Origin of the sequence: Fuchsiella alkaliacetigena (assembly GCF_023227765.1) — a bacterium.
GTDB lineage: Bacteria > Bacillota > Halanaerobiia > Halobacteroidales > Acetohalobiaceae > Fuchsiella > Fuchsiella alkaliacetigena.
The window spans coordinates 29,420-48,743 of sequence record NZ_JALKBZ010000005.1 but is presented as its reverse complement, the minus strand read 5'-3'; the positions used below and the strand labels follow the sequence as shown (position 1 = coordinate 48,743).

17 protein-coding genes are annotated in these 19,324 nt (G+C 37.4%); all 17 read left to right on the top strand.

Features of this window, described 5'->3' with window-relative positions; all coding sequences use genetic code 11:
- Window positions 1-17 precede the first annotated feature (17 nt).
- Entirely contained in the window at window positions 18-1,259 is a 1,242-nt protein-coding gene (locus MWH30_RS02490) for an aspartate kinase (RefSeq protein ID WP_248662463.1), read from the top strand.
- On the top strand, window positions 1,228-2,154 hold the full coding sequence (gene thrB / locus MWH30_RS02485; protein ID WP_248662462.1) for a homoserine kinase: 927 nt from the start codon (window positions 1,228-1,230) through the stop codon (window positions 2,152-2,154). Before MWH30_RS02490 ends, thrB begins: the two co-directional genes overlap by 32 nt.
- A gap of 442 nt (window positions 2,155-2,596) precedes the next feature.
- The gene (locus MWH30_RS02480; RefSeq protein WP_248662461.1) at window positions 2,597-3,622 is read left to right on the top strand and encodes a PorV/PorQ family protein; all 1,026 of its coding nucleotides are present in this window, start codon (window positions 2,597-2,599) and stop codon (window positions 3,620-3,622) included.
- An 86-nt stretch (window positions 3,623-3,708) separates the two neighbouring features.
- A complete protein-coding gene (locus tag MWH30_RS02475; RefSeq protein ID WP_248662460.1) occupies window positions 3,709-5,301 on the top strand; it encodes a homocysteine S-methyltransferase family protein in 1,593 nt (530 codons plus the stop codon).
- A 177-nt stretch (window positions 5,302-5,478) separates the two neighbouring features.
- On the top strand, window positions 5,479-6,939 hold the full coding sequence (locus MWH30_RS02470) for a Mur ligase family protein (protein WP_248662459.1): 1,461 nt from the start codon (window positions 5,479-5,481) through the stop codon (window positions 6,937-6,939).
- 127 nt (window positions 6,940-7,066) lie between these two features.
- Window positions 7,067-7,453 carry a PadR family transcriptional regulator gene (locus tag MWH30_RS02465; protein ID WP_248662458.1) on the top strand — a complete coding sequence of 129 codons (387 nt, stop codon included), beginning with the start codon at window positions 7,067-7,069 and terminating at the stop codon, window positions 7,451-7,453.
- 112 nt (window positions 7,454-7,565) lie between these two features.
- Entirely contained in the window at window positions 7,566-7,793 is a 228-nt protein-coding gene (locus MWH30_RS02460; protein ID WP_248662457.1) for a hypothetical protein, read from the top strand.
- 140 nt (window positions 7,794-7,933) lie between these two features.
- On the top strand, window positions 7,934-8,707 hold the full coding sequence (locus tag MWH30_RS02455; RefSeq protein WP_248662456.1) for an MBL fold metallo-hydrolase: 774 nt from the start codon (window positions 7,934-7,936) through the stop codon (window positions 8,705-8,707).
- 186 nt (window positions 8,708-8,893) lie between these two features.
- Window positions 8,894-9,202, top strand: a complete 309-nt coding sequence (locus tag MWH30_RS02450) for a carboxymuconolactone decarboxylase family protein (protein ID WP_248662455.1) — start codon at window positions 8,894-8,896, stop codon at window positions 9,200-9,202.
- 47 nt (window positions 9,203-9,249) lie between these two features.
- Window positions 9,250-9,399, top strand: coding sequence for a DUF1540 domain-containing protein (locus MWH30_RS02445; RefSeq protein ID WP_248662454.1), 150 nt, complete (start codon window positions 9,250-9,252; stop codon window positions 9,397-9,399).
- 160 nt (window positions 9,400-9,559) lie between these two features.
- The gene (gene glgA, locus MWH30_RS02440; protein ID WP_308221595.1) at window positions 9,560-11,908 is read left to right on the top strand and encodes a glycogen synthase GlgA; all 2,349 of its coding nucleotides are present in this window, start codon (window positions 9,560-9,562) and stop codon (window positions 11,906-11,908) included.
- 11 nt (window positions 11,909-11,919) lie between these two features.
- Window positions 11,920-13,554, top strand: a complete 1,635-nt coding sequence (locus MWH30_RS02430; protein WP_248662453.1) for a glycoside hydrolase family 57 protein — start codon at window positions 11,920-11,922, stop codon at window positions 13,552-13,554.
- Between the two features lie 25 nt (window positions 13,555-13,579).
- The gene (locus MWH30_RS02425) at window positions 13,580-14,866 is read left to right on the top strand and encodes a glucose-1-phosphate adenylyltransferase (protein WP_248662452.1); all 1,287 of its coding nucleotides are present in this window, start codon (window positions 13,580-13,582) and stop codon (window positions 14,864-14,866) included.
- A 53-nt stretch (window positions 14,867-14,919) separates the two neighbouring features.
- Window positions 14,920-15,438 carry a transcription repressor NadR gene (locus MWH30_RS02420; protein ID WP_248662451.1) on the top strand — a complete coding sequence of 173 codons (519 nt, stop codon included), beginning with the start codon at window positions 14,920-14,922 and terminating at the stop codon, window positions 15,436-15,438.
- Window positions 15,439-15,557: 119 nt separating this feature from the next.
- Window positions 15,558-16,460, top strand: a complete 903-nt coding sequence (gene nadA, locus MWH30_RS02415; RefSeq protein WP_248662450.1) for a quinolinate synthase NadA — start codon at window positions 15,558-15,560, stop codon at window positions 16,458-16,460.
- A gap of 13 nt (window positions 16,461-16,473) precedes the next feature.
- Window positions 16,474-18,102 (top strand): L-aspartate oxidase, encoded by a 1,629-nt coding sequence (nadB, locus tag MWH30_RS02410; RefSeq protein ID WP_248662449.1) that lies wholly within the window; start codon window positions 16,474-16,476, stop codon window positions 18,100-18,102.
- Window positions 18,089-18,922, top strand: coding sequence for a carboxylating nicotinate-nucleotide diphosphorylase (nadC, locus tag MWH30_RS02405; protein WP_248662448.1), 834 nt, complete (start codon window positions 18,089-18,091; stop codon window positions 18,920-18,922). Before nadB ends, nadC begins: the two co-directional genes overlap by 14 nt.
- Window positions 18,923-19,324: the final 402 nt, after the last annotated feature.

Sequence of the window (19,324 nt, the reverse complement as noted above, 5' to 3'; positions counted from 1 at the left end):
ATGGAGGGCAGAACATAATGGGGTTGACTATTCAAAAGTATGGAGGTACTTCTGTTGCTAATACAGAAAGAATTAATGAGGTAGCTAAGAGAATTGTAGAGCGCAAAAGAGCTGGAGAACAGGTAGTAGCTGTTGTTTCAGCGATGGGAGATACTACTGATAAGTTAATAGGATTATCTAAAGAGATTACTGAATCCCCTCCAGAGCGAGAGTATGATATGTTGATTTCTACTGGGGAACAGATTTCAGTTGCTTTATTGGCGATGGCTATTAATGAGTTGGGGGAGGATGTGGTTTCTTTAACTGGTTCTCAAGTGGGGATCATTACCGATGATTTACATACAAAAGCTAAAATTTTAGAGATAGATGCTAGTCGTTTAGAAAAGGAGTTAGCTGCTGATAAGATTGTGGTGGTAGCTGGCTTCCAGGGGGTAACTATTAATAATGATATCACCACTTTAGGTCGCGGTGGCTCTGATACTACAGCGGTAGCTTTAGCTGCTAAATTAGAGGCGGATTTATGTGAGATCTATACTGATGTAAATGGAATTTATACTGCTGATCCGCGGGTGGTGGAAAATCCTACTAAATTAAGTGAGATTTCCTATGATGAAATGCTAGAGATGGCTAGTTTAGGAGCTCAGGTGTTACAGCCTAGATCGGTGGAGTTTGCTAAACAGTATGGAATTAAGCTAGCAGTTAGATCTAGCTTTAATCGTAAATCAGGAACTTATGTTAAGGAGGTGGAGAAGTTGGAAGAAGAGATGGTGGTTAGCGGTGTGGCTTGCTCTGATGAGGAGGTTAAGATTTCTTTAATTGGAGTACCGGATCGGCCGGGAATTGCTTATCATATCTTTAATGCTTTAGCTGAGTCGTGCATTAATGTGGATATGATTATTCAGAATGTACATCGCGGTGAGATTAATGATATTACCTTTACTATTGATAAAGAGGACTTGAGCCAAGCTAAGGTTATTTTAGCTAAGGTGCGAGAAGAGTTATCTATAGAAGATATAGTCTACGATCAGGAAGTAGCTAAGGTGTCTATTGTCGGAGCCGGGATGGTTACTAATCCAGGAGTAGCGGCGGATATGTTTGCTGCTTTGGCTGAAGCTGATATAAATATTCAAATGATCAGTACTTCTGAAATTAAGGTTTCTTGTTTAATAGATAAGCAGGAGGCTGAAAAGGCGGTTAGAGCTATTCATAGTCAGTTTAATTTAGGTAGTGAAGCTAGAAAAAGTGATGCTAATGTATAGGGCCCAGATTCCGGCTACTACTGCTAACTTAGGGCCCGGTTTTGATGTATTGGGAATGGCTTTAGACTTTCATAATCTGATTGAGGTGGAGCAGATAGAATCAGGTCTGGAGATAGAGGTTGAAGGTTTAGGTGAAGGGGAATTACCTGTTGATGAGGATAACTTGGCTTATCAAGCTATGGATTTTCTCTTTACTCGGGCTGACTATACTCCACCTGGCTTGCGAATTAAGTTAATTAATAGAGTCCCTTTAGCTAGAGGCTTAGGCAGTAGTGCTACAGTAATCGTAGGAGGCTTAGCTATTGCTAACCATTTAGCTGGACAGCCTTATTCTAAAGCTGAACTTTTGAATTTTGCTACTGAATTGGAGGGTCATCCTGATAATGTAGCTCCGGCTTTATTGGGAGGAGTGGTTATTTCGGTACTGCCTGAAGAAGGAGGAGTAGTTTATAAAGAGTTAGGAAGCCCTCAATTAAGTACTGTAGTAGGAATTCCTGATTTTATGCTTTCTACTACCGAAGCTCGGGAGGTGCTGCCGGCCCAAGTGGCTTTTAGTGATGCTATCTTTAATTCTAGTCGGATAGCCTTATTGGTAGCAGCGTTGATGACCGAAGATTATCAACTGCTGTCGCTCTGTTTTGAAGATCGTCTCCATCAGTCCTATCGGCAGGACTTAGTGCCGGGTTTAGAGGAAGTAATTAAAGAAACTAAGGAGGCTGGAGCTTTGGCGGTGGCTTTGAGTGGAGCCGGGCCTTCTATAGTAGCTTTGACTTTGGAGAAAGAGGAGCTGGTAGGCCAACGGATGGTGCAGACCTTTGCTAAGCACGGGATAGCTGCTGATTATAAGATTACTCAGCCAGCGGTGGAAGGGGTTTTGGTGGAGGAAATTGAATAAAACAGTACTGTTTTATTCAAATGATAGAGGACAGAGGATAGAGGATAGATAAAGTTCAAGACATTAAAACCTTTTTGACACAGACTAAAATCTGACTAAGTTCTGACTAAACATTAAGAGATAAGTTTAGAACTAAAAATTAAGCTTAGATTAAAGTTTAAGAAAATAAATTGGCTTAGACTTGCCAGATATAATATAAATAAAGTTCAAATTAAGTTTTTAAAGGTTTTAATGTTTTTATGTTCTTGTCAGATTTTTGTCGGAACTTAGTCTGCGTCTAATTGTTTTTAAACTTTATCTTTTGATCTTAATTTATCCTCTCAATTGTTGAAACTTGAACTTAATTATAAACTATTAACTGTAAAAAAGGAAATTGTCTATTCTATGTAGAAATAGTCATATATACAAGCCTGGAAGTTAATAAAAATTAGGAGGGGTAAGAATGAGTTCAAAAATAAAGGTAATAGTCTTAGTGACTTTGTTGGTGGTCTGTTTAGCAAGTTCTTCTGCCTTTGCTACTGCTAGGTACGGAACAAGAGCCTACAGTATGGGAGGAGCCTTTACAGCTGTGGCTGATGATGCTAGTGCGATCTATTGGAATCCGGCTGGTTTAGCTGAAAGCGGTTTAATTGGAGCAGAGGTTTCAATGGGAATGGAATTAGGAGAAAGAGACTTCTTTAGCGATGCTAGGGATATATTTGATGGATCAGAGGAAGAACAAATTAATGCTTTAAAAGACTTGGATGAAGCTGAAATAAGGTTAGATGGAATGGGAGTGGCTAGTTTTAAAAACTTTGGAATAGGTATCTTAGGTAATAATCATTTTGAAGGTAAGAATGGAAATGATTACAATTTAAGTAATACTCTAAATGTAGAAGGGGTAGCTTCTTGGGGAACTACCTTCATGCAGCCACCGTTGAATTTAGGTTCTATGGCTTTTGGAGTTAACCTGAAAGGACTAAGAGGTAGATATGATAGAATTGAATTAGATGAAAGTGATGCAGAGGAATCAATTAAGGAATACGATGCTACAGCTAAGGGTTACGGATTAGATGTAGGAGCTTTGTTTGAAGTAACCGGTATGTTCAATGCAGGTTTAAGTATTAAAAATGCTACTTCCAACTTAAGTTGGGATTGGGAGAATCAACCAGCTAATAGCGGTGATCTTGTGGAGGATAGTTTAGAGCGGACAGTGACTGTCGGTGGAGCTGCTGACCTACCTTTCCCTGTAGGAGCCATTGTAGCAGCAGATATAGAGTTTGATGAAGATGGCAACCGTACTTATCGTTATGGAGCTGAGAAAAGTTTATTTTTTGGCTTGGTAGATCTGAGAGCAGGAATGTATGACCCTGATGATGAGGATAGAGTTTATACTGGTGGCTTAGGTGTAAATGTGCCTTTTGTTAATGTTAACTTTGCTATGGACAGCGAAAGCTACTATACTTTATCAGCACGAGGTAGCTTCTAATAGCTTACTTAATTTACAAGGCCTCTTCTTTATCAAGGAGGGGTCTTCTATTATTTAAAATTACTTTTAAGTAGAGGAGTGGGAGAATGGATCAAGATATCTTAGAACTGTTGGCGGAAAAAGTACTACTTTTTGATGGAGCTATGGGAACTAGGTTGCAGGAGGTAGGGTTGACTGAGCAGATTGCCCCGGAGGAGTGGAATTTAAAAAATCCGGAAGCGATTAAAGGAATTCATCGAAGCTATGTTGAAGCAGGTAGTGATATTATTGAAACTAATACCTTTGGTGCTAATCGGGTGAAGTTGAAAGGACATGGTTTGGCTGATCAAGTGGAGGAGATTAATAGAGCGGCGGTGCAGTTGGCTTTAGAAGTTAGCGAAGATAACTATGTGGCTGCTTCGGTAGGCCCTCTAGGTGAGTTCTTGGCTCCGGTAGGCAGGATTAGCTTTAGAGAAGCGGTGGAGATCTTTCAAGAGCAGATAGGAGCTCAGCTAGAGGCGGGAGCAGATCTATTAGTGATAGAGACGATGAGTGATCCGCAGGAGTTGAAGGCGGCAGTAGTTGCAGCTAGAGAGATTGACGAGCAGGTTCCTATTATTGCTTTAATGACCTTTGATGAAAACTTGCGTACCTTAATGGGTACTACTCCAGAGGTAGCAGCAGTGATCTTATCGGCGCTGGAGGTGGATGTGATTGGGGCTAACTGTAGTCTGGGCCCGGCTGGACTGTTAGAAGTGGGGCAAAAGCTCCAACAGTATACTAATAAACCTTTGATGCTCCAACCTAATGCTGGACTACCGGAGTTAGTAGCTGGAGAAACCGTTTATAAGGAAACACCTCAGGAAATGGCTATGTATTTAGAAGACTTTGTAGCGACTGGAGTTAGAATTATTGGTGGCTGTTGTGGTACTAACCCGGAGCACATTAAGGTTTTTGCTGAGGAGTTGGAGAGTTTAGTTCCTGTTGATAGTAGTACGGAGTTGAACTTTAACTTAGCTAGTCGGGCTGCAATAGTTGAGTTGAAGGCTGAAGAAGAGACTCCTTTATTGATTGGCGATAAAATTAATACTATTCAAAATAAGGAGTTAAAAGAGGAGTTAGAGCAGGGGAGCTTAGATATATTGAAGTCTATCGCTCAGGCTCAACAGGAAGCCGGAGCTGAGATAATTAATATTAACTTAAGTAACTTAGCTAATGAAGTAGAACTGCTACCTCAAGCTGTAGAGAAGTTACAGCGTAATCCCCGTTTAGCTTTAGCTATAGAAAGTAGTAATCTAAGAGCTTTAGAAGCAGCTTTGACAGCGGCTAATGCTAAGCTACTTGTAAGTAGTCAGGTAAGTGAAGAAAAATTAGCCAAGCTTTTAGCATTAGTTAAAAGACATGGAGCGGCTGTGAATATCTTTATTGATACTGAAGAAGACTCTTTAGGACTTCAGCAAAAAATGAAGCTAGCTAGACAGATCAAAGCTGAGGCTGCAAAACATAACTTAGCTACTCAAGATCTATTAATTAATCCTTTATCGGCCACTGAGGAGCTGGATGAAAGTACTTTAAAGGTGATTACTTCGATTAAAAGTAGTTTAGGCTTAGCTTCAGCCTTAAGAGCTGATCTCAATGATTTTGTTAAAACAGAGCTTTGGGAGATTGGTTTAAAGCTGTACTTTGGTGAGCCTAGTTAAACTTTTGCTGAGTAAGTTGAATTTAAAAAGATAGCCGGGTTATTAAAAAGTTTTTATTGTTTTTTATTGTCGATTATCTAACAGTTTTACCAATATTGAATATAATATTTAAAGTAAAGCTAGGGGATTTTAATTAAAAAGTAAGCTTAATTTAAAAGTTAGAGAGGTGTGAGCAAAGTGAAAATCGGCAATCAAGATATTTTAGGGATTACTTGTGATTCTAGAGAGGTCAAACCCGGCTATGCCTTTGTAGCTATCAAGGGATTTGAAGACGATGGAAATAAATATATAAATGAGGCTATTGAAAGTGGAGCAAAAGTTATTTATACTGAAGAAGATATAAATGGACTTGATAGTTTAAAAGTACCGATAATTAAAGTAAATAATGCTCGCCAAAGATTAGCTCAGTTAGCTAATCAGTTATATAATCAACCTTCAAAAAAGTTAACTCTAATAGGGGTAACAGGGACTAATGGTAAGACTACAACTACTCATTTAATTGAACATTTATTTGCTAAGAATAACTTTAAAACTGGTTTAATAGGTACGGTTAAAACTAAAATAGATAATAAAGTAAAAGAGGCTCAATTAACTACTCCAGGAGCGGTTGAGATTTCCAATTGTTTAAATGAAATGGTGCAAAGAGGAGTTAATGTGGCCACAATGGAGGTTTCCTCACACGGTATAAAGCTAGATCGCACTGCTGGTTTAGACTTTGATTTAATAATTTATACTAACTTAGGTAGAGATCATTTTGACTTACACGAAAACTTTGCCGACTATTTAAATACTAAAAAGAAGTTATTTCAAGAGGCTGCTCAAGATAAAATTGCCTTGATAAATATAGATGATGCTCATGCCGAAGAAATCAGCTCTGCTTTAGAGTGTAGAGTTATTAACTATGGCTTTAGTGAAAGAGCCGATATTCAAGCTGAGCTTATTGCTTATGGAACTGAAGGTAGTAGATTTAGAGTTAGTGTTGAAGATGGTTTAAGCAATTATTATGGTAGTGAAATTGTTCTGGAAGAGTTTGAATTGGAGCTCCAATTATTAGGCAAACATAATATTTATAATGCCTTAGCTGCGATAGCTGCTGCTTTGTTGCTTGGTTTAAGTGTTAATGAGATTAAAACTGCTTTGAAGAGTTTTCAGCCTTTTTATAGACGCTTAAATGTTATCTATGACTATGAGTTTACTATTATCGATGATTGTGCTCATAATTATGCTAGTTATAAAGCAGTTTTTGAAACCATCAAAGATTTAGAATATAATGATCTCTATATTATTAATGCTATTCGTGGTAACAGGGGTGTGCAGGTAAATAAAGAAATTGCAGAAGCAATAGCTGAATTTACACCTCTATTAGGAGTAACAGAACTTTATATTAGCAACTGTGAGAGATTAGCTGGATCGCGTGATCAAGTTACAGCTGCTGAAAAAAGAACTGTTATTCAAACTTTAAATGAGCAGAGAGTTGATTTTGAGTTTTGGAGAGAGTTTAAGCCTGCCTTATTAGCAGCATTAGCAAAGGTTGATAATGGAGATTTAGTGCTTTTATTGGGAGCTCACGCTATGGATCAAGCGGCTGATATTTCTTTAAATATACTTCAAAAATCTAAAGAAGTAAGTTTAGGTTAAAATTAAATCCAATTTCAGGAATAAATCTTTTGATTAAGCAGGAGATTTATTCCTTTTTATTTAACTTATATAGTAACTTATAATAAAGTCACTTATGACTAATAATATTTAAAAGGGGAGATCAAAAATGAGTAACTACAAAGGAAAATTGAATCGTCAGTTTCCAGCTAAGATTAGCACTACTGCTTTTACCTCTATTTATATCCTGCACTTACTTAAAAATAATAAAAAGATGTATGGTCAGAGAATACTGGATACCATTAATGAACAGATGGATGCTCGTTGGCAGCCTTCTAGAGGTATGGTTTATCCTTTGTTGCGAGAGATGGAAGAGGAAGGCTATGTAGAGAGCTGGTGGTCTGAACCTGATAAAAGATCGATTAGATATTATCGTTTAACTGAAAAAGGAAGTGAGCATTTAGAAAAGATGAAGATTAAGTATAAAAGCTCCTTTAGAGAAGCTAGACAGATTATTAATACCGCTATTGAAGAGATATACCAAAATAATATTTAAGGAATAGGATGCTAACAGTTAGAAGCTCCATAAATGAAAGATCTTACTTGAGTTAAGCCAATTAGCTTTGGATATATTAAAAGTAAGCTGATTGGAAGGAGGTTGACTGCTGGTGTCCGAGAAGGATTTACCACCGCTTGATGAAATCAACAAAAAAACTTTTGAGTTCTTGGCTGAATATAATCCAGATGATTTTGAATTGGGAGAAGATATTACTCCGGAAGCTTTTGAAGCAGCTGAAGATATCAATCCCGACGATTTTGATATTGAAGCTATTACTGAAGCTAACTTAGCTGAACAACGAAGATTAGATAATATTACCAGAAAACAAAGGGATTAATTAATGGGAGAGCATTGAGCTCTCCTGTTAATTTGTTATTTTCAGATAAATATTTCTTAAAAAAGCAGGATTATAAAAATAGATATGGTATTAATTATATTAAGCTAGTTATTAAGTGCTGTTACTGTAGAAAGGAGTAATTGAAATTAATAATGGAAATTACCTTCATGGGGACAGGGACTTCACAGGGAGTACCAGTAGTAGGTTGTAAATGTCAAGTTTGTAAATCAAAGTTAAGTAAAAATAAACGTACTCGTTCTTCATTATGGATTAGGCATAATTCACAAAATATTTTAATTGATACTGCTACTGAACTAAGACTTCAGTCTTTAAGAGAGGACTTAAATTCGTTAGCCGCTATTCTATTTACTCATTTTCACGCTGATCATGTAGGTGGATTAGATGATATTAGGATCTTTAATCAGCGTCAAAAAGAGGCTATTCCTTGTTATGCAAACTCTATAACGATGAAAGAGTTAAAGGTAATGTATAGTTATATATTTGAAAAGACTAATATGGGTGATGGTAAACCTAGATTAATTGCTAATACTGTTGAGGAGCAATCTTTTAATTTATTTGGTTTGTTAATAGAACCAATTCCTGTTTATCATGGTAAGCTACCAATATTAGGTTATAAGTTCAATAACATAGCTTATATTACTGACTGTAGTTTAATTACTAATGACTCTTTGCAGAAACTTTATAATTTAGATTTATTAATCTTGGGAGTTTTGCGCTATCGAGTCCATCCTACTCACTTCAATGTTAATGAAGCCTTAGATTTAATTAAAGAACTTAAGCCTGAAAGAACTTTGTTTACACATATTAGTCATGAATTAGATCATAATTTACTTAATCGCGAACTACCTCCAAGGGTAGCTTTAGCTTATGATGGCTTAAGTATTTCATTTTAATTTATAATCTGCTTGCCAAAGGTATTCTTCTCTTTATAAATTTCTTCTTTTAAACTAAATATACAGCTAATAATTAAGGCGTGTTTATTATTTTAAATTTAGCTGTATTACCATTTCATTTTATTAAGATAAGCTGTTGGAAATTCCAATATTAATTTAAAATGAAAAATGAAAGGAGGGTTAATAATGTCTGAAAAGAAAGGATCACCGGCTTTTATGGAGATTACCCGAGAGAAAGATGAAGAGCTGGGAGGGTTGATGGACCAACTGTTGGAATTGATCAATAAACCAGGAGCCTTAGATGCTAAAACTAAGACTTTGATTATTTTAGCTTTAGATGCTTTGGAAAATCACGGTGATGGCGTTGAGGGTTTAGCTGCTCGAGCTAGAGATTTGGGAGCTACTGAGGAAGAAATTAAGGAAGTGATTAGAATTGTTTTTGTAGTTAGTGGACTTCAATCTTTGGTGGCTGGCTCTAGAGCTTATAAAGATTAAATAACTGGTTAAACTATTTCTAAATTAGCTTTAAGGAGTGAAATTCAGTGGCAGAAATTGAATGTCATGTTCAAAACTGTGTCCATCAATTGCAAGAGAGCTGTCAATTGGAGAAAATAGAGGTTTATTGTAATGATAATGGTCCTTATGCTACTCAGACTGGAGAGACTAAGTGTCGTAGTTTTAGAAGGGAGTAAGTAAAAATAAGCACTCTGAATAATCTAGAGTGCTTATTTTCCTTATTTGCTAAATCAGGAAAAGAGAAAAAAATTTTAAATTTAGAATTTAATGGAGGTAAATTGTGTTAACTACAGAAGTATATAATTATAGAAAATATTTTGATTGGGGGAATGAAGTATGAAGGTATTATTTTTGGCTTCGGAAGTGGCTCCTTTTATTAAAACAGGAGGTTTGGCTGATGTGGCTGGTTCTTTACCACAGGCACTTGCTGATTTAGGTGTTGATATTCGAGTGGCGATGCCTCAATATAGCCAGATTGATGATAATTATTTAGTAGATTTAGAGCATTTATTGCATTTTAGAACTAAGGTGGCTTGGCGAAATAATTATGTGGGAGTTAATAAGCTGGACAATAATGGGGTTACTACTTATTTTATAGATAATATAAACTATTTTGATAGAGACAATATCTATGATGATTGGGATCGACATATTCAGTATACTTATTTTTGTCGAGCTGTTTTGGAGATGCTGCCTAAACTGGATTTTAAGCCTGATATTATCCACTGTAATGACTGGCAGACGGGCCCGATTAGTTTAATGCTCAAGGATAACTATCAACAGTATGATTTTTATCAAGATATCAAGACTGTCTTTACTATTCATAATTTGAAGTATCAAGGTCAGTTTGCTCCAGAGGCATTAGAGGATGTACTATGTTTGGATTCTGCTCACTGGGAGTCCGGTGTTTTAAAGCATGAGGGAGCAGTAAACTATATGAAGATGGGAATTAATATGTCTGATTTGGTAAGTACAGTTAGTAGGACTTATGCTCGGGAGATTCAGACAGCGGAGTACGGAGAAGGCTTAGACTATGCATTGAGAATGAATGCTGACGATCTGTATGGAATTATTAACGGTATTGATTACCAGCAGTATGATCCAGCTACTGATGAGCTGATTGCGGCTAACTATAGTGCTGAAAATATAAGTGCTAAATATGAAAATAAGAAGAGGTTACAAGAGGAGATGGGTTTAGCAGTTAAAGATGAAGTTCCAGTAATCTCTTTAATCTCTAGGTTAGTGGAGCAGAAAGGCTTGGATTTACTGTTAGAGGTGGCTGATGAATTACTACAAAGAGATATACAGTTGGTGATTTTAGGTACAGGAGAGAAGTATTATGAGAATGCCTTAAGAGATTTAGGTAGTCGTTACCCAGAACGCTTAGCGGTAAATATTAAGTATGATACTCAATTAGCTAGAAAGATCTATGCTGGTAGCGATATTTTCTTGATGCCTTCTAAGTTTGAACCTTGTGGCTTAAGTCAGCTATTAAGTTTGAGATACGGAACCATTCCTGTAGTTAGAGAGACAGGCGGGCTTAAGGATACCATAACTCCTTATAATGAGTTTACCGATGAAGGTAACGGTTTTAGCTTTAGCAATTATAATGCTGGAGATATGCTCTATACTATTGAGCGGGCCCTAGATTTTTATCACCAAAATGGGACTTGGGAGAAGTTAGTTAAAAGAGCAATGAAGAGTGATTATAGTTGGGAGAGTTCTGCTCGTAAATATCAGCAACTTTATTGGCAGTTGTCTGATGTTAATGGTTCTAAAATCGAAATAAATCAAGCTGGGGTGGAAGAATTACAAAAACTAAAAGGAATTGGTCCTGCTTTAGCAAAGCGAATTATTGAGTATCGTCAGGCCCAAGGGGGCTTTGATTCAGTTGCTGAGTTAAAGGAGGTATCAGGAATAGGTAGTAGCACCTTTGCTACTTTAGCTGATTCAGTTTTTGTTGAGATAGAGTCTGTTGAAAAAGTAGAAGAGAGCTATCAAGTTGAGACTGAGCTAAGTGAAACTCAGGTTAGTATAGCTGACTTATATCAGCTTCCTGATGCTTATGCTGATAATCGAATGGTGTTTCAGGCTAGGAATCCTTATTCTGCTCATGTCTATTGGGAATATACTACCGAGTTAGTCGATAGAGTTATTAGTAGTTTAAAATATAATTCTTTAGCAGAGGCTGAACTGAGTTTAAGGCTTTATGATTTGACTATAGGTGCTGAGTATAATGTTTACTACGATACAGAGATTGGGGTCGGTGATGATAACTGGTATTTCTTTGATTTAGAGCCTGAACATACTTATTTAGTTAGATTAGGAATTTTAGATGAAGAAGGCGAGTTTCATATTATATTGGAGTCTAATAAAGTACTTACCCCTCGCGATAGCATTAGTGATCTGTTGGATGAAGAGTGGCTGCGAGTCGAAGAAAAAGAGAGTTTAGCCAGAATATATAGACTTTCTATCAGTGAAGAAAGTGGCAGCTTAAAAGACGGTACTTTAAAAGAAAGTTATGGTTCTTTAGATATTCAGAAAAGTTATGCTTCTCTAGATGCTTTAAAGGTTGAAGATAGGCTGGCTAAATTGAAAATATCTAATTATAGTTCTCTATCACTTTTAGAAAGAGAACAGGAGTATAGCTCCTCAACTGTTGCTGAAGAAAAAAATGATATTTAGGAGTGATGATAATGAAGGAAGAAATAGGTTATTTATCTTTGGTGTTACATGCTCATTTACCTTTTGTGCGTCATCCCGACCATGAGAGTCATTTAGAGGAAAGATGGCTTTATGAGGCTATGACTGAAACTTATATCCCTTTATTAAACCATTTTCAGGATTTACGTGAGGAGGGGGCTGAGTATAGATTAACTATGTCGTTAACTCCTCCATTACTTTCCATGTTAAGCGATCCTTTATTGCAGTATCGTTATGGAGTGCATATTGGCAAGCTGGTTGACTTAGCTGCGGCTGAGGTGGAGCGGACGGCTGATAATCGGCTACTTAATAAAAGCGCTAGGCTTTATTTAGAGAGATTTAAAAGGGCTAATGAGACCTTTGAAAAATACGATGGTAATTTGATCAATGGCTTTAAATCTTTTCAGGATTCAGGAGAGTTGGAGTTAATTACCTGTGGGGCAACCCATGGTTATCTACCTTTGATGAAGCAGTATCCGGAAGCAGTTAGGGCCCAGATTGAAGTAGCAATCGAAACACATCAGCAGCATTTAGGTAAAGCTCCCCGCGGAATTTGGCTTCCGGAATGTGGATACTATCCGGGAGTGGAGAATATTTTAGAGGAGTATGGACTGAGATTTTTTGTAGTTGATACGCACGGAATTTTATATGCTGAGCCTAGACCTCGTTATGGTGTTTTTGCGCCGATTTATGTAGGCCAATCTAGGGTAGCGGCTTTTGGTAGAGATAATACTTCTTCTAAGGAGGTTTGGAGTTCTAAAGAGGGTTATCCGGGAGATCATGATTATAGAGAGTATTATCGGGATATCGGTTTTGATTTACCTTTGGACTATGTTAAGGAGTATACAGGGCAGGATGAGTTACAAGTAAATACCGGTATTAAGTATCATAAAATTACTGATGATGACTGTAAGTTAGAAAATAAAGAGCTATATGATCCGGAAGTGGCTTTAGCTAGAGCAGCTGAGCACGCTAAAGATTTTGTGCATAAAAGGACTGAAGAGGTTAAGGAGCTAAGTGAGTTTATGGATCGGAAGCCTTTGTTGCTTTCACCTTATGATGCGGAGTTATTTGGTCACTGGTGGTATGAGGGCCCTGATTTTATAAATAACTTAATTAGAGAGGTTGCTTTTAACCAGTCGGAGTTGGAGTTAGTATCGCCTATAGATTATTTAGCTGAATATCCTGTTAATCAGCTCTGCCAACCGCCGAGCTGTAGTTGGGGTGAGGGAGGATATCACGATGTTTGGCTAGAAGATAATAATGACTGGATTTATCGTCATTTACATAAGGCTGCTGAAAGAATGACCGAGTTAGCAACAAAGTTTAAGGAGGTAGATCATTTAACTGAAAGAGCTTTAAATCAGGCAGCTAGAGAGCTTTTATTAGCTCAAAGTAGTGATTGGGCTTTTATTATGAAGACGGAAACTATGGTGGAGTATGCTGTTTATAGGACTAAAGCTCATGTCAGTAATTTTAGTGACTTATATGAGCAGATTAAGAGCCAAAGTATTGATGAAGAGATGCTTAGTGACTTAGAAGCTAAAAATAATCTATTTCCTGAGCTTGATTATAGAGTTTATAGTCGTGAGTATAAAAGTGAAGTTAGTAGAATAATTAAATATTAGTACAAACTATTAAGGAGGCGATATTATGAAGAGTTTAGCATTGATCTTAGCAGGAGGAAGAGGTAGTAGGTTAGATATACTATCGGAGCATAGAGCTAAACCTAGCGTACCCTTTGCTGGAAAGTATCGAATTGTTGATTTTACTTTAAGTAACTGTGTTAATTCTAGAATTTATAATATAGGGGTAATTACTCAGTACTTACCTTTATCTTTAAACGATCATATTGGAATTGGAAAGCCATGGGACTTGGATAGACGTTTGGGTGGGGTTACTCTGTTGCATCCTCATACTGGTAGGCCTACTGAAGGAGGCTGGTATAAAGGAACAGCTCATGCTGTTTATCGCAATATTAATTTTATTGAAAGTAAAGATCCTGATTATATTATTATCTTATCCGGAGATCATATTTATAAGATGGACTACAATAAAATGATTACTTATCACGTTCGCAAGGGAGCAGATTTGACGGTAGCTGCTCAAAGAGTACCTATGGAGGATGCTTCTAGATATGGTATTTTGGAAGCCGATGAGAAAATGGAAATTGTAGATTTTGTAGAGAAGCCGGCTGATCCACCTGATAATTTAGCTTCTATGGGGATCTATGTTTTTGATAAGGATGTTTTAATTGAGAAGCTAAAAGAGTACTGTTCTAAGGATAATTCTGATTTTGGGCATCATATTATTCCGCCTACTATTGAGGATGCTAATTCTTTTGTTTATGAGTACGATGGTTATTGGCAGGATGTAGGTACCTTTGAGTCTTATTGGGAGGCTAATCTGTCTTTAACCGATCCTTTACCAGAAATAAATCTATATGATGAAGAGTGGAAGCTTTATACTCGTAGTGCTGGAAAACCACCGGTAAAGTTTGGTCCGCAGATGAGAGTTGCTGAAAGTTTAATTTCTAATGGAGCTATTATTAACGGCGAGGTCTCTAACTCTGTTATTTCACCGGGGGTAGTAGTGGAGGAAGGAGCTGTAGTTAGAGATTCTATTATCTTTAACGATGCTATAGTTAAAAATAATTCCATTGTTTCTAAATGTATAATTGATAAAAATGTAATTATAGGCGCTAACTCTCACTTAGGCTTTGGAGATGACTTTACTCCTAATTTAGAAAAATCTGAGCTACTTAAATGTGGCTTAAATGTAATTGGTAAAGGAGCAAGGATACCCTCAAATACTCAGTTGGGACGTAATTGTAGAGTTTTTCCGGATGTTAGTGAAAGTGACTTTGAAGGCCGAGTGGTAGATAGTGGTAGTACTATTCGACCTGAAGATAGCGGGCCCGATAGTACTGTTGATAGTTAATAATTAAAAAGGCCTTGCTTTAAGCAGGGCCTTTTTGTAATGAGGTGATAAATATGTCAACTGATAAAAGGCGTGAGGATATTTTGAAAGTACTGTCTCTTCAAGAAGAGCCGATTACAGGTTCTGATTTAGCTGAGCAGTTTGGAGTAAGTAGGCAGGTGATTGTGCAGGATATAGCTTTATTGCGGGCCCAAGGGAAACAGATTCTGGCTACTTCACAGGGGTATATACTGGCTGAACCGGGGCAGCAGAGAGCTAGTAAAACTATAGCTTGTGTGCATGGTCCAGAAGAGTCGGAGATTGCAGAGGAGTTAGAGATTATAGTTCAGCACGGCGGTAGAATTAGAGATGTGATTGTAGAACATCCTCTTTACGGAGAGTTAAAGGGATTATTGATGATTCAATCTAAATCTGACATAAAGGAGTTTATAAAGAAGTATCGCCAGGAGACTGTGAAACCTTTGTTAACTTTAACTGAGGGAGTTCATCTGCATACTGTAGAAGCCTTAACTGAGGAAGGATTAATGTTAATTGAAGAAAAGTTAGCGGCTGTAGGTTACTTATTGAGTTAATAGCATCTGTATTTTTTTATTGATGTCTGTAAAGACACTTGACATTACATGAGTAAGGATATACAATCATGTTAAATGATTGGGTAATTATGATTATTGAGGGGGGCAGGTTGAGGGAAATGGATTTAGTTGAGAAAATAGAGAAGTTAAAAAAAGAAAAGGATGCTATTATTTTAGCTCATAACTATCAATTGGATGAAGTACAGGCTATTGCTGACTATACAGGAGACTCCTTAGGTTTAAGCCAAAAGGCTGCTCAGGTGGAAGAAGAGACTATAGTTTTTTGCGGAGTGGACTTTATGGCTGAAAGTGCGGCTATTTTATCGCCGGAGAAGACGGTTTTATTGCCGGAAAAAAATGCTAACTGTCCTATGGCAGAGATGATTACTGCTGCCCAGCTGCGGGAGAAAAAAGAGGAGTATCCGCAAGCGGCGGTAGTATGTTATGTCAATTCTTCGGCAGCTGTTAAGGCTGAAAGCGATATTTGTTGCACCTCTTCTAATGCAGTTGAAGTGGTAGAATCTCTGAAAGAAGAGCAGATTCTTTTTGTGCCTGATCAGAACTTAGGTCATTATGTGGCTCAGCAGACTGAGAAGGAGATTATTTTTTGGGATGGTTACTGTATTACTCATCATCGAGTTTTAGCTGAGCATTTAAATGAGGTTAAAGAGCTGCATCCGCAGGCGCCGGTGATTGTGCATCCGGAGTGTAGACCGGAGGTAGTAGCAGGAGCTGATTATGTGGGGAGTACGGCTCAAATTTTGAACTTTGCTCAACAAAGTGAAGCTGAGACGATAATTATTGGCACAGAGATGGGGATTCTTTATCGTTTAAAGAATGAAAATCCAGCTAAGACCTTTTATATTTTAAATCAGGGATTAATTTGTAAAAATATGAAACTAACCTCTTTGACAGATGTAGTACAAGCTTTGGAGAATAATCAATATCAGATTACTGTAGCAGCTGAGATTAGAGTTAAGGCTAAGCAGGCTTTGAATAAAATGCTGGAGTTAAGTAGATAATGGAGGTAGATTAATGATTCCCCGTTACTTAGTAAACTTTGATTTAGCAGAGCTGGAAAAAAAGAAAACTGATTTTTTAGTAATTGGTAGTGGGGTAGCCGGATTGGTTAGTACTTTGAACTTAGCTGAGGCAGGAAAAGTAACAATGCTGACTAAAGAAGAGCCTCAAGACTGTAGTACTGAGCATGCTCAAGGAGGAATTGCGGCTGTAATTGCTGAAGACGATAGCTTTGAACTACATTATCAAGATACCTTAAAAGCAGGAGCAGGTTTAGCTAATCCTAAGGCAGTAGAGCTATTAGTTGAGCAAGGTCAGCAACGAATTAAGGAACTATTGAAGTTGGGGGTAAGCTTTGATCGACAAGGAAAAGAGGTTGCTTTGACTAAGGAAGGAGCTCATAGTCGACGTCGAATTCTATATGCTGGCGGTGATGCTACTGGAACTGAATTAAGAAATACTTTAACTAAAGAAGTTTTAGCTAAAGCTGCACTAGAGTTGCATAGTAATATCTTTGTTATTGACTTATTAACTAAAAATAATCGCTGTTACGGTGTTTTAGCTTATGATAGCAATGCAGCAAGCTATCAAGTTTATTTAGCTTCGGCAGTACTTTTAGCTACTGGTGGAGCTGGTCAACTTTATCAAAAAACCTCTAATCCAGAAGTAGCTACTGGTGATGGAATTGCTTTAGCTTACCGGGCCGGAGTAGAAGTTATGGATTTGGAGTTTATTCAGTTTCATCCAACTACTTTAAGTTTAGCAGGAGCAGCTAACTTTCTCATTTCAGAGGCAGTGCGGGGTGAAGGAGCGGTTTTAAGAAACCAGCAAGGGGAGCGCTTTATGTTTAAGTATCATCAATTAGGGGAACTAGCTCCTCGTGATGTAGCTGCTAGAGCTATTTACCAGGAAATGAAAGCTAAGAATAGCAACTGTGTATATTTAGATCTAACAGAGCTGGATGCTGATTTTATTAAAGAACGTTTTCCTACTATTTATAAAGCTTGTTTAAGCGAAGGATTAGATATTACTAAAGACTATATTCCGGTAGTACCAGCAGCTCACTACTGTATGGGCGGAATTAAAACGGACACCAAAGGTGCAACTAATATTCAAGGTTTATTCGCCTGTGGAGAGACGGCTGCTTTAGGTGTTCACGGAGCCAATCGTTTAGCTAGTAATTCGCTTTTAGAGGGCTTGGTTTACGGTAAGCGAGTTGCTGAAGAAATGATTAACTATACTAAAGATTCAAAGTTAGCTTTTGATAACTTGCGGATTGCTAATCATACTCAGCAGTTTAGTGCTGCTGCTGTAATAAGTATTAAAAGTATTAAAAAAGAGATTAAGGAGTTGATGACAACTGAGGTAGCTATTATTAGGGAAGAAGTAGGGCTGAGTAAGGTGCAGAGTAGGCTGGAGGAGCTATTTAAGTATTTGAATTATGAATATAACTCAGTAAAGGATTTTGAGATTCAAAATATGCTTATTGTAGCCTATCTAGTGGTTAAAGCAGCTTTGCTTAGAGAAGAGAGTCGCGGTGCTCATTATCGACGGGACTTTCCTGAACCTAGTTCTAATTGGTTGAAGCATATAGTCTTAGAAAAAGATAGAGAATGGGAGGAGTTAGAGCTTGAATTTACCTAAAAAGCAGGTCTTAGAGATAATTGATAATGCTATTCAGGAGGATATTTGGACTGGAGATATTACTGGAGAAGCGGTGATTGAAAATCAGTTGAAAGTGGAAGGAATTATCTTAGCTAAAGAAGCTGGGTTAGTGGCTGGTTTAGAGGTAGCGGAGCTAGTCTTTAAGCGCTTAGATCCTAAAGTTAAATTTCAAAGATTAGTTGCTGAGGGAACTCGACTTAAAGAGGGCAGTAAAATCGCTAGAGTTAACGGTGAAGCTAAGTCTATTTTAGCTGGAGAACGATTAGCTCTTAATTTTTTGCAGAGAATGTCGGCTATTGCTACTAAAACGGCTTATTATCAGAGTTTAGTAGAGGATTATCAGGTACGGATTGTAGATACCCGAAAGACTACTCCAGGTTTAAGAATATTGGAGAAGTATGCAGTTAGGGTTGGTGGTGGCTCTAATCATCGTTTAGGGCTTTATGATGCTGTTTTAATTAAGGACAACCATATTACAGCCGCTGGAGGGGTTGAGAAGGCTATCCGCAGAGCTAGAGCTAAGCTTCCTCATACGATGCAGATTGAAGTAGAGGTTGAAAGTTTAGCTGCTGTAAAGGAGGCTTTGGCAGCTCAAGCAGATATCATTATGCTGGATAATATGTCCTTGGAGTTAATGACTGAGGCAGTAAAAATAATCAACGGTGAGGCTATTGTAGAGGCTTCGGGAGGAATTACTGAGGAAAATATCACTCAAGTGGCAGCAACAGGGGTCGATGTTATTTCTTTAGGTGCTTTAACTCATACGGTGGCTGCCTTGGATATTAGTTTGGAATTTTAATATATTTGTGAAGATAAGAGCTTAAATTCGTTATTTTCGAGATGATGTCACTAACTTTATTATTTTATAGGAAATAGTTACTTAATACTTAGTCACTTATGACTAAATACTTATTATAAAATTATATCATAAACATAAACGCAAAGCTTTGCGAGTTATTGATTTCCCAAGTTCAGCACCCCAAGAGCACTTCCTCAGTCGGCAAAAAAATTTAATTCAAGCTTAATTTTAATATGCTTCTAAGTTTTTGAATTTAATGTTTTAAGGTCTAGTCAGAACTTAGTCAGATTTTAGTCAGTGTCAAATGGGTTTTAATGTCTTGAACTTATCTGTGTCTATCTGCGTAATCACCCCAAAAGTACTTCTTCAAGAAGTAAAAAGCAACTCCTTTCAGGGCGCTGT